The organism is Nesterenkonia massiliensis (assembly GCF_000455245.1).
Classification (GTDB): Bacteria; Actinomycetota; Actinomycetes; order Actinomycetales; family Micrococcaceae; genus Nesterenkonia; species Nesterenkonia rhizosphaerae.
In genome coordinates this window covers 171,679-183,672 of the sequence record NZ_HG005167.1, presented here as the reverse complement: position 1 = coordinate 183,672, position 11,994 = coordinate 171,679, and the positions used below count along the sequence as shown (strand labels likewise).

Sequence of the window (11,994 nt, the reverse complement as noted above, 5' to 3'; positions counted from 1 at the left end):
TGATCAGCCATCATCCTACGCGCATCGTCACGCCCCAGCGCATCAGCACGCCCGCAACGACCAGTTAGTCACCTACGGCATTGCGACCGCGCTGAACGATCAGCGGATCCGGCTCTCCTACGACTTCATGATCCTTCCCCTCGTATTCAAACTGTGAGAGAAAATAGCGCATCGCGTTAAGCCGCGCACGCTTCTTATCGTTGGATTTGATGGTGATCCAGGGTGCGTGATCCGTGTCAGTGCGCAGGAACATCTCCTCTTTGGCCTCCGTATAGGCCTCCCAACGGTCCAGGGATTCCAGATCCATGGGTGAAAGCTTCCACTGCCGTACCGGGTCGATCTGCCGAATGGCGAAGCGCGTGCGCTGTTCCCGCTGAGTCACTGAGAACCAGAACTTGGTCAGATGGATGCCTGCGTCTATCAGCATCTGCTCGAACACCGGAGCCTGCTTCATGAAGATCTCGTATTCCTCATTCGAGGAGAACCCCATCACCCGCTCCACACCAGCGCGGTTGTACCAGGAGCGGTCAAAGAGGACCATTTCCCCAGCCGTTGGCATGTGATAGATGTAGCGTTGGAAGTACCACTGGCCGCGTTCACGGTCCGAAGGCTTGTTCAGCGCCACGACCCGTGCCGTGCGCGGATTCAGATGCTCGGTGAACCGTTTGATGGTGCCACCCTTGCCCGCGGCGTCGCGCCCTTCAAAGACGATGACATGACGCAGGCCATAGTCCTCGGCCCAGTACTGGAACTTCAGTAGCTCCACCTGCAGGTGGTACTTCTCGATCTCATAGATATCCCGGTCCAGCCGGAAATCATAGGGATAGTTGTCCTGCCAGGTCTCCACCGCATTGCCCTGCGGATCGATGAGGTCAGGATCTGGCGTATGACCATCGCGCACGGTGTAACCGCCTTCACGCAGCTGATCAATGAACTCCCGCAGATTCTGCCGGGGTCCAGCGCCCACTTCCTTGAAGGGGTCTTTCACCATGTGATGCTGCCTTTCGCCGCTATGCGTATTACGCCGTTATAGAACCACTAGTCCATGAATGCTAGGTGAACGTTCTCCAGTAGTGCCTCACCCTGGATCGCTAGAGCGCCTGCTCGCCCATCTGACCGGACCTCGCCAGAGCCGTCAGCCTGGAGACCGCGCGGTGGTACTTCTTCATATACCCGCCGCTCATCATCTCTTCGGTGAACAGCCGGTCGAAGGGAGCACCGGAAGCGATGATCTTCACATCCTGGTCATAGAGACGATCAGCCAGCACCACAAAACGCAGAGCCAGCGACTGGCCCTCGATGGTGTCCACATCCTTGAGAACTAAGACATCGGTCCCAGCGATCAGCTGGCGGTAGCGGCTGGGGTGGACTCTGCTGAGGTGCTCGCACAGGGCGCCGAAATCATCAACGACGATCGTTTTATCGGCGTACTTCTGCTGTGCAAACGGCGTCAGCTCTTCGGTGCTCAGCGGGGCAGGTGCCTCCGGGAGCCCGCGGTGACGGTAGTCCTCGCCGTCGACCCTGATCACTCTGAACTGATCTGCCAGCACCTGAATTTCGCGCTTAAAATCCGAAGCCGCGAACCGGCCCTCACCGAGGGAACCGGGAAGGGTATTGGAGGTGGCCGCCAACTTCACTCCGGCATCGGCAAGTTCACGCAGCAGCCGAGACATCAAGGTGGTATCCCCGGCGTCGTCGAGTTCGAACTCGTCAATGCACACCAGCTGATAGTCGCTTAAGACCTCTACGGTCTTCCGGAAGGTCAGCGCGCCCACCAGGTTGGTGTACTCCACGAATGTTCCGAAAGCACGACGGTTCTCCGGCACCCCGTTGGCCCCGGCTGCGTGGTACAGCGAGGCCAGCAAGTGGGTCTTGCCCACTCCGAACCCGCCATCGAGGTAGATACCTGCAGGGGATGCAGCGCGTGGGGATTTGCCCCCGAACAACTTGGAGAAGAATCCTCCACCTCCGCTGGTTCCGCCAATACCCTCAGCGAAGCCACGCAGGGCCTGCACCGCCTCTGATTGCGAAGGATGAGCCGGGTCCGGGATGTAGCTGTCAAAGGACACCTCGGAGAAGCGGAAGGAGGGTCGCAACCCTTCAAGCAGGTCTTCGACGGTGACCTGCGGAGTGCGCTCAGAAAGCGGCGTGACGTTCGATGGCATGCCACCCACTCTACTCAAACCGATATTGCCTCCTGTGACGCAACCCTGGTTGGGTCTGCGCTGGGAGGACTACTCTGGTCGGAGTCGACACAACGTCTTCCCCACGCGATACGAAAGGGCCAGTCCATGACCGAGAAGGACCTCACCCAGTACGCCAATCCACACGCCCTGGTCAGCACCGACTGGCTCGCGGAGCACCTCCACGACCCCGATGTGGTGGTCCTGGAGTCCAACGAAGACGTCTTGCTCTATGACACCGGCCACATCCCTGGTGCGGTGAAGATTGACTGGCACACCGATCTCAATGACCCGGTGACCCGCGATTTCATCAACGCCGAGGAGTTCTCCCGGTTCGTTGCTTCAAAGGGCATCACTCCGGAGAGCACCGTGGTCTTCTACGGTGACCGTTCGAATTGGTGGGCAGCCTATGCCCTGTGGGTCTTCACCCTCTTCGGCCACCAGGATCTGCGACTGCTGGACGGCGGCCGGGCCAAGTGGATCGAAGAAGGACGTGAACTGACCACTGACGTGCCCTCCCCCGCCCCAGCGGACTACCCCGCACCGGCATCCCGCGACGATGCCACCTTCCGGGCCTTCCGTGAAGACGTCCTGGCCCATCTCGGCAAGGCGCTGGTGGACGTGCGATCGAATCCGGAATACACCGGTGAGGTCACGGTGGCTGCCGGCTTTGAAGGCGAGGGAGCCCTGCGCGGCGGCCACATCCCCACCGCCGCCAACGTGCCCTGGGCCAAAGCCGCCAATGACGATGGAACCTTCAAATCACGCGCCGAACTTGAGGCCATCTATAGGGACGAGGCCGGCATCGGTGAGGCAGATGAGGTGATCGCCTACTGCCGAATCGGCGAGCGCTCCTCACACACGTGGTTCGTTCTGCAGCATCTGCTGGGCTACCAGAACGTGCGCAACTACGACGGCTCCTGGACAGAGTGGGGCAACGCAGTTCGGCTGCCCATCGCTGTGGGTGAGGAACCCGGCCAGGCACCAGAGAAGTAGGGCCGGTACGGAAGAAGTAGGCTGGAGAAATGACCCAGACCGCAGATCTTCCCGAACAGCTGGCTGAGATCGTCGAGGAGTTTGCCGCCGTACCGGACCAGCAGAAGCTTGAGCTGCTGCTGGAACTCTCCCGCGAACTTCCCGAGCTTCCTGCCAAGTACCAGGAGAACTACACCGACTCCATGGAGCAGGTGGTGGAGTGTCAGTCACCGCTGTTTCTGGCTATGGAGTACGACGACGCAGCCGGAACCGCTGAGCTGATTTTCTCCGCACCGGCAGAGGCGCCCACCACCCGCGGATTTGCTTCCATCCTGCAGCAGGGCCTGTCAGGACTCAGCTACCAGGAGATTCTGAACACTCCTGATGACCTGCATCAGCGCCTGGGGCTGGGCAAAGCCATCACTCCTCTGCGTCTGCGCGGGATGAGTGCCATGCTCGGCCGCGTCAAGCGAAATATTCGGGAGCACCTAGCAAAGTAGCGTCAAGAAACTGTAGGAACTATCCCCCGAATGGGGGTCATTCCTACAGTTTCTTGACGAAGGGTTCAGGCTCCGGGATCGGCGTCGCTGCTCTGTCCAGGTTCGGGCTGGTTAAAGAGGTCGGTGAGCCAGCTCGTGACGTGACGTTCCCAACGCAGCGGACTGTGGTTCCACTCCTTGACGTGCTTTGCACTGGCGAAAGGCACAAAGGAGACCATCTGGTTGCGCTGGGCGAGGTCACGGCTGGGGCCGTAGGGCACGACGTCGTCATCACGGCTATGCAGGATCAATGTGCGCACATGCAATTGGTCTGCCCGGTCAATCCAATTCAGAATCCGCAGGTCCACCGGTGAGGCCAACCCGGTGACTCGACGGCCGGCCTTATTCGAAATGAACCAGCGGGTGAGCCGACCTACTGGCTCAGGGATCTTCAGCGCGCGTGCCTGGTACGCCAGGACGTCAATCCAGTCGATCACCGGTCCGGTGAGCACCAGCCCACGCACATAAGCAGCCAGTGGTGAACGGTCGGTCGTCTGCAGGCAGATGGCCCCGCCCATGGACCAGCCGAAAAGCACTACCTGCTGGGCCCCATGGTCCAGGGCATACTGAATTCCAACCTCGATGTCCTCCCATTCGGTCACCCCCAGGCCGTAGCGGCCATCCGGCGCAGCCGGTGCCTCGCCATCGTTGCGATAGGAGAGCAGCAGCGAATCAATTCCCAAACTGTGCGTCGCTGGCAGCGCTTTGATTCCTTCGGTGCGACTGCCGCCCCGTCCGTGCACCATGATTGCCCAGATACCGCGCCCGGCCAGGGGCCCAGTGCTGTCATGGGCAGCGGGAACATACCAGGCCGGTGCTGGCCCTCCCGGCAGGTCAATGACCACATCCTCGGCGCTAAAACCCGCAGCCTCTGGGGTCTGATAGGCCACCGATGACCACCATCCCCGCACCGCACGGCGCAGATCACCGCCCTCGACCGCCTCAACTCGACGCGCAATCGTGCCATCGCGCGGAGTGAAGGAGGTAATCTCACCCACTCGGGCGAAAGCCTTGCCACCATGGAAGTACAGTCCATAGACCCCGTCCACCACCGTTTCAGGGGTGGCGGGCAGAATGACTTCGTCACCCCGGGGGCCGCTGACCACTGCGAGGATCTCCAGATCCTCTACGCGTTCCTTCACCGGGGTGACCACCACGCGAGCAAAATAGCCGGCCACTGCGGAAGCCAAGGCAGTGAGGGTCATACCAGCAGCAATGCCGGTGCCGGCCCCGAGCGCTGTTGCCCGCACCCAGGGTGTGGGTTCGGATTCCTGCCCTCGCAGCCGACGCAGCATTGCACGGGCCTGACGCCCGCTGCGCAGCTGCGCCCATTGCCCCTGATCAGCTGATCTTTTGAGGGTTCGCCGGAGACTTCTGTTCAACTGCATCACCACCTGCTCGCAGGGCCTGTTGCTTAGGTCCAGCTTACGTGCGCAGGCCTTGTCGTGGTGAGATAGAAACATGAGTGACGATCCGTGGCGCGAGAAACTCTCCGATGCCGAATACAAAGTACTCAGACAAGGCGCGACTGAGCGGCCCTACACCGGTGAATACTGGGACATCAAGGACACCGGCGTGTATTTCTGCAGGGCCTGCGGTGCAGAGCTTTTCCGCTCGGAGACCAAGTTTGACTCCCGCTGCGGTTGGCCCAGCTTCTACCAGCCCGCTGAGGGCTCAAATGTGACCTACATCCGTGACGAGTCGCTGGGAATGCAGCGCATTGAAGTCCGCTGCGGAACATGTGACTCCCATCTGGGTCATGTCTTCGAAGGTGAGGGTTTCGACACTCCCACCGACCTGCGGTACTGCATCAACTCCATTTCCATGCGGTTCGAGCAGACCGGCGACGCCGGAAGCGAGGCCTGAATTGGGCAAACAGCCAGTAGGAGCTACTGAGCAGCTGGATGCCTCGTTCGCCTCAGATAATGTCGCCGGAGTCAGTCCGGAGATCCTCCAGGCACTGACCGAGGCCAATACCGCGGCAGCGCTTCCCTACGGCGGAGATCTGCAGACTTCTGCACTCACCGACTGGGCCAAGAGCGAGTTCGGTGCACAGGCTGAGATCTACCCGGTGTTCAACGGCACCGGAGCCAATGTGGTGGGCCTCCAAGGACTGCTGGATCGTTGGGGTGCGACCATCTGCTCCATGCAGGCGCACGTCAATAACGATGAAGGGGCGGCACCCGAACGTGTCGGCGCCCTTAAACTGCTGCCCCGGCCCACTGTCGACGGCAAGTTGCGGCCTGCCGATATCACCGCAGAGCTCTCGGCTCTGGGCTTCGTGCACGCCGCGCAGCCACAGGCTGTGACCATTACCCAGTCCACGGAGCTGGGCACCCTCTACTCCCGGGATGAACTGGCTGAACTGGCTGAGACAGCGCATTCTCACGGACTGGGAGTGCACATCGACGGCGCGCGCATCTCCAACGCTGCCGCTGCACTGGGCACCAGCTTGGCCGGGATCACCTCAGAAATCGGTGCCGACGTGCTTTCCCTTGGCGCCACCAAGAACGGGGCACTGGCAGCAGAGGCCGTGGTGGTGATCAACCCCGACCGCGCACGCGGCACCGAGTTCATCCGTAAGTTCTCGATGCAGCTGGCCAGCAAGCAGCGGTTCCTCTCTGCCCAGCTGGTGGAGCTGTTCGGCACCGAGCTATGGCGCAAGAACGCCGAACATGCCAATGCCCAGGCAGCCAAACTGGGTCAGGCACTGGCCACGCTTGAGGGTGTGAACATCACCGGCTCCACCGTGGTCAACGCGGTCTTCCCGGAGGTGCCGCAGGAGATGGCCGCCAGGATCCAGAGCGCCTATCTGGCTCATGTGTGGGATACCGCCCCCTCAGGGAACGCGGTGCTGCGGCTGATGTGCAACTGGCAGACCACTGATGCGCAGTTAGATGCGCTAGTGGCCGTCGCCGCTGGTTAAGGGCAACTATCTCTGGGCAGATCGGCGTGCCTTAAGCGTAAGCAGGCGCTTGCCTTCCTAGGCTATTGGCGTGACCGTTTTCGGCCCCCTGGGCAGCGCTGCCAATCCCTCACCGCAGGGTACGCATGTGCGCGCTCCGGGAGTCGAGGGACTGCCGCAGAGTTTCCGTGCGGCTCTGCGTGAGCTGCGCGCTGCTGTTCCGCGCACCGAAGCCCTTGTCGAAGAGGTTCCGGCCCCGGCCAAGCTCGCTCCTTATGCAGTGGCGCTTCGCGCTGAGATCCAGGCCCCCGGTGTCAGCGCCGCAGGGGCGCATCCCGTCACACGCCTACGCCCCACAGCAAATGAGGATGAGATTCTCGCCACCGGCCGGTTCATCCTTCTGCATGATCCTCAGGGACAGCAGACCTGGGACGGTGATTTCCGCGTGGTGATCTACATTCGCGCTGAACTCGAGCCGGAGATGGGCAATGACCCGCTGCTGGCCTCAGTCGCCTGGACCTGGCTCTGCGACTCGCTGGCACAGCATGGTGTGAGCTACAGTCGCGCCGGCGGGACAGCCACCCGGATCCTGTCAGAGTCTTTCGGATCGCTGCAAACCAGAGTGGCCAGTAGTGATGTGGAGCTGCGTGCCTCCTGGACCCCGAAAGGCACCCACTTCGGGTCCCACCTTGAGGCCTGGGCGGATATGGTCTGCTCCTTCGCTGGACTTCCACCACTGCCCGACGGCGTGCTCGCGCTTCCCCACGTCAGGAGAAGCTGAGAAGAGATGACCGACTCAACTGATGATGCACAAGACCTTCCGCTGCTGACTGAACCGGCCGAGGGGATCCCTGCGGTCATTGACACTGAGCGTGGCCTCCAGCGCGCTGCGCAGTCGCTTGCCCAAGGTACCGGCCCCGTGGCCGTAGATGCCGAACGAGCCTCTGGATTCCGTTATGGTCAGCGAGCATTCCTGGTGCAGCTCAAACGCGAGGGATCCGGAATCTGGCTGATTGATCCAGAGGCGTTCAATAGCCTGCTGCCCATTCAAGAGGCTCTGGGCTCAGCCGAATGGATTCTTCACGCGGCCAGCCAGGACCTGCCATGTCTGGCAGAGCTGGGAATGCACCCGCATCAGCTCTTCGACACCGAGCTCGCGGCAAGGATGACAGGGCTGCCGCGCGTAGGTCTGGGCGCCGTCGTCGAACACCTGCTGGGAGTCCGTCTGGCCAAGGAACATTCAGCGGCCGACTGGTCCAAGCGCCCACTGCCGCAAGACTGGCTGCGCTATGCCGCGTTGGACGTGGAGCTGCTGGTACCGCTGCAGGAGAAGCTCAGCGCACTGCTCGCCGAACAGGGCAAGACTGAGTGGGCGGTCGAGGAGTTTGAGTACCTGCGCAACCATAAGCCGACACTGGTGCCCTACGCTGAGCGCTGGCGCAAGACCACCGGCATCAATAAGCTGAAGTCCCCGCGCAAGCTAGCGGTGTTACGCGAACTGTGGCGCGCTCGCGACGCCCTGGCGCAGAAGAAGGACCTAGCCCCGGGGCATCTCTTGCCCGATTCAGCCCTAGTAGCCGCCGCCGAGGCCCAGCCGCGCACAGTTCCACAGCTGTTGTCGGTACCGGGGTTCCATGGTCGGGCCGCAAAGAGGGAAGGCCCCCGCTGGCTGCGCGCAGTCCAGGCGGGCATGAAGACCGAGGATCTGCCGGGCAAGCCCCGCTCCACGGGTGCTCCCCCACCGCCGCGGACCTGGAAGGACCGTAATCCTGAGGCCTTCAGACAGTTCCGCACGGCTAAGGATCGGCTCGCCCGCCGAGCTGAGCAGCTTCAGCTCATGCCGGAGACCCTGTTGGCCCCGGCAGTACTGAAACAGCTGTGCTGGACTCCCCCGCCGCAGCTGGATCTCGATTCGGTCAGCGCCGCTTTGCGCGAGCACGGCGCGAGACAATGGCAGGTAGAGCAGTGCGCCGCGATCATTACTGTCGCCATGCTGGACCCAGAGCCGCTGGAGAATCTCTGAATCACAGGTGGCACGCCGGGGTTACTCACCGGTAGAGTGTGACGCAAGACGCATTTCCTCCCCGGTACTGCTAGGAGCCACTGATGACCTCTGATTTCTCCCGCTTCACCGCTCTGACCGAGTCGTTCACCCACGAGACTGTCACGCACAGCCGTGTGGAAGACGTCGCTCTGCCTCACGGCGCAGGGACTCTGGCGCTGATCCGGCTTGATAACGATCACCCCAAGCGTCCGAACACCCTGGGCCCCGGCTCGCTCATCGAGTTCGGCGAAGCAGTGGCCGCTCAGCTGCCGCGAGCTCAAGCCGGCGAAATCGCCGGGCTAGCCGTTATCGGCAAGCCCGGTGTGCTGGCAGCGGGGGCTGATATCGTCTCCGCCCGGCAGCTGACTGATCCGGATCAGGGTCGCGGGCTGGCGGACCTGGGACACGAGGCCTACAACCTGCTGGCGGACTTTCCGGTCCCGACCTTCGCGTTCATCAGCGGCACCGCATTGGGCGGCGGGCTGGAGATCGCCCTGGCTGCTCACTACCGCACCGTGTCCTCTGACGCTAAGGCGCTGGGACTGCCTGAGATTTTCCTGGGCCTCATTCCCGGCTGGGGCGGCATCTACCGGGTACCCCGGCTGATCGGGCCCGAGCGCGCCGTCGAGGTCATCTTCAAGAACCCGCTGAACAACAACCGGTCCCTGAAAGGCCCTGAAGCCTACGAGATCGGCCTCGCTGATGCCCTGCTGGACCCTGACTCCTTTGAGCAGCAGTCCCTGGATTTCGCCGCACGGATTATTTCCGGCGATGCGGAACTGACCCAGCGCGTCACAACACACCGTGAGCACGACGCCGGCGAGGCGGCCTGGCAACGAGCCATTGAGACCGCCAGGAGCCTGGTCGCCGCCAAGACCGGCGACACCGCACCAGGACCGCTTCGCGCCCTGGAGGTCTTCGAACAGGTGCGGCACCGCAGCAGGGACGAGGACCGCAAGGCAGAGGTAGAAGCACTTGGACAGCTGCTGGTCAGCGACGAGTTCAAGAATGTGGTCTACGCCTTCATGGAGCTGATGCAGAAGCGCGCCAAGCAGCCCGCTGGTGTTCCTGAGGCTGCTCCCCGCGAGATTCGTAAGGTAGGTGTCGTCGGTGCCGGGCTCATGGCCTCTCAGCTCGCGCTGGTCTTCGCACAGCACCTGCAGGTACCTGTGGTGCTGACGGATCTGGACCAGGACCGAGTGGATAAGGCTCTGGACTATGTGCGTGATCAGACCCAGAAGCAGCTGAAGAAGGGCCGGCTCAGCGCGGACCAGGCCACTGCACTTGCTGATCTGGTCACCGGCAGCACTGATAAGTCGGTGTACGCCGATGCTGATTTTGTGATTGAGGCGGTCTTTGAGGAGATCGGCGTCAAGAAGCAGGTGTTTGCCGAGCTTGAGGAGATCATTTCTTCCGATGCTGTATTGGCGACGAACACCTCCTCTCTTTCTGTCACCGAGATGGCGGCAGATCTCCAACACCCCGAGCGTGTCATCGGGTTCCATTTCTTCAACCCGGTGGCGGTGATGCCGCTGATCGAAATCGCCCGCACGTCTCAGACAGCCGATGAGCCCATCGCCACAGCCTTCGCTCTGGCGGCCAAGCTGCGCAAAACCCCGGTGCTCACCAAGGACGCCACGGCATTCGTGGTCAACCGTGTGCTGCTGCGTTTGATGGCAGAAGTGCAGAAGACCTTCGATGAGGGCACCGACGCACGGACCGCAGACGAGGCGCTCAAGCCACTAGGCCTGCCCATGACTCCATTCGAACTGCTGGCCATGGTCGGGCTGCCTGTCGCTCAGCACGTCACGGAGTCTCTGCACTCCTCCTTTGGTGAGCGGTTCTACGTCTCCGCCAATCTGCAGGCCCTGATCGATCACGGGGTCACCGAGATCTGGAGCACCGATGCCGAGGGTCACAAGCACATCAAGGACTCCACATTGGCCCTGATGAGCTTCGGCGATGACCCCAAGACCACTGAGGAAGTCCGCACAACGGTTCTAGAAGCACTAGCGGAAGAAATCGGGCTGTTGCTGGAGGAAGAGGTGGTGGCTTCCCCTAAAGATGTTGATCTGTGCATGATTCTCGGAGCAGGCTGGCCCTTCCACCGTGGTGGCATAACGCCCTACCTGGATCAGCAGGGAATCAGCCAGCGGGTCAACGGTAAAGCGTTCGCCGACTAGCCGTTCCCGTGGAGCCGAGAGGGCGGCATTCGTGATTTATGAACAGACTCTCCCCAGATCTGGAAAATGGGCATATCCTGTGCACATAGAGAGGGGAACGCACCATGTCTAATCTCACAAGAATCACGGCCGCCGCCTTCGGCCTGGCCATGTCAGCTGCCATGATCGCTGGACCGGCTCACGCCACCAGCAGCGCCTCCGTGGGTGAAATCATCCCGCCTGCTGTGTCTGGTCCGGTGACCTCAGGCTCCGCAACTGACGTCTCCGTTCAACCTCTGACTCTTGGGCAAGAATGGCTTTGCCGGTACTTCGACCGGCGATTCTGCACTCCCTAACCTGTGACAGAAACGCAGCAGTTTCAGCAGCCGCCACGTGCGCTGCTGACGCTCCTTGCCCTGCTTTTTGTACTGTGGTTCATGCTGGGGTTTGTCTTTTCCCTGGTCGATCCGGACTACAGTCTCAGCGGGTATTACTACCTCCGCTTCGCTCTGGTCATGATGTGCTTGGCCCTGCTCGCGCTTGGCGTTGTCTGGGCGCTTCTGGGCAGCCTGGTGGCGACTGCGGCCACCGAGCTGCTCGGATTTACCTCGCTCGAGCAGACTCTCTTCTTACTGATCATGGTGGGAGTCGCCGCAGCATATTCGCACCGGCATGTACGAACGGTGTACGCCGGGATCGTTCTGGCGTTCTGTCTGTATTTAGCCTGGTTAATGGAAGATCCGCTGACCCAGTTGGTGCTCGCCTCCACGCTGGCAGCAGTAGTAGCCGTGGCATACCTCGTGGGCCGCGCGTTCCGCAAGATGCGGCTGAAGCAAGAAAGCTCCGAACGCGAGCTCGTGGAGCATCAGCGACAGCGGGCCCGGGAACGCCGGGAGTTGGCCCATGAACTGCATGACAGCATCGAACACGACCTCACGATTATCGGACTCCAGGCTCGCTCTGTCTCAGGCGGAGCAGCTGCCGTCCACGCGGAGGAGCTGCGACGCATCGAGGAACATGCCCGAAGCGCCGGTGAGCATCTGCGTCGTGTCCTAGAACTGCTGACCAGCGAAGGCGCCATCAGCGAGTCAAGACGCGACGGCATGGACCTGCTCACGGGTCTTGAGCAGTTCAGCCAGGAGATTGAAGCAGCAGGAATTCCGGTCACCCAGGAGTTCAGCGGCAA

General features: G+C 61.7%; 11 protein-coding genes. 8 read left to right on the top strand and 3 right to left on the bottom strand.

All coding sequences use genetic code 11. The features are described 5' to 3' along the window. Window positions 1-64: 64 nt before the first annotated feature. Together ppk2 and zapE are read right to left on the bottom strand one after the other, a co-directional pair. Entirely contained in the window at window positions 65-991 is a 927-nt protein-coding gene (ppk2, locus tag TX78_RS06375) for a polyphosphate kinase 2 (protein WP_044494730.1), read from the bottom strand. Between the two features lie 100 nt (window positions 992-1,091). Further along, complete coding sequence (zapE, locus tag TX78_RS06370) at window positions 1,092-2,165, bottom strand: cell division protein ZapE (RefSeq protein WP_044494729.1); 1,074 nt, start codon at window positions 2,163-2,165, stop codon at window positions 1,092-1,094. A gap of 126 nt (window positions 2,166-2,291) precedes the next feature. Between zapE and TX78_RS06365 the strand changes: the two genes are divergently transcribed. Together TX78_RS06365 and TX78_RS06360 are read left to right on the top strand one after the other, a co-directional pair. After that, entirely contained in the window at window positions 2,292-3,179 is an 888-nt protein-coding gene (locus TX78_RS06365) for a sulfurtransferase (RefSeq protein ID WP_044494728.1), read from the top strand. Between the two features lie 29 nt (window positions 3,180-3,208). Next, entirely contained in the window at window positions 3,209-3,658 is a 450-nt protein-coding gene (locus TX78_RS06360) for a SufE family protein (protein ID WP_044494726.1), read from the top strand. Between the two features lie 65 nt (window positions 3,659-3,723). Here TX78_RS06360 and TX78_RS06355 read toward each other — a convergent pair whose 3' ends face one another. Next, window positions 3,724-5,085 (bottom strand): alpha/beta hydrolase family protein, encoded by a 1,362-nt coding sequence (locus tag TX78_RS06355; protein ID WP_081652617.1) that lies wholly within the window; start codon window positions 5,083-5,085, stop codon window positions 3,724-3,726. A gap of 73 nt (window positions 5,086-5,158) precedes the next feature. On the opposite strand from TX78_RS06355, the gene msrB reads away from it, so the two are divergent. The 6 genes from msrB to TX78_RS06320 all read left to right on the top strand — a co-directional run. Further along, the gene (gene msrB, locus TX78_RS06350; RefSeq protein WP_044494725.1) at window positions 5,159-5,563 is read left to right on the top strand and encodes a peptide-methionine (R)-S-oxide reductase MsrB; all 405 of its coding nucleotides are present in this window, start codon (window positions 5,159-5,161) and stop codon (window positions 5,561-5,563) included. Between the two features lies 1 nt (window position 5,564). Further along, window positions 5,565-6,623 (top strand): threonine aldolase family protein, encoded by a 1,059-nt coding sequence (locus TX78_RS06345; protein WP_044494723.1) that lies wholly within the window; start codon window positions 5,565-5,567, stop codon window positions 6,621-6,623. A gap of 70 nt (window positions 6,624-6,693) precedes the next feature. Beyond that, window positions 6,694-7,383, top strand: a complete 690-nt coding sequence (locus tag TX78_RS06340) for a DUF3000 domain-containing protein (protein WP_081652615.1) — start codon at window positions 6,694-6,696, stop codon at window positions 7,381-7,383. Window positions 7,384-7,389: 6 nt separating this feature from the next. Next, window positions 7,390-8,625 (top strand): ribonuclease D, encoded by a 1,236-nt coding sequence (locus tag TX78_RS06335; RefSeq protein WP_044494722.1) that lies wholly within the window; start codon window positions 7,390-7,392, stop codon window positions 8,623-8,625. Between the two features lie 83 nt (window positions 8,626-8,708). Further along, window positions 8,709-10,829, top strand: a complete 2,121-nt coding sequence (locus TX78_RS06330) for a 3-hydroxyacyl-CoA dehydrogenase NAD-binding domain-containing protein (RefSeq protein ID WP_044494721.1) — start codon at window positions 8,709-8,711, stop codon at window positions 10,827-10,829. Window positions 10,830-11,167: 338 nt separating this feature from the next. After that, a partial coding sequence (locus tag TX78_RS06320; protein ID WP_147640437.1) for a histidine kinase occupies window positions 11,168-11,994 on the top strand: 827 nt, incomplete at its 3' end.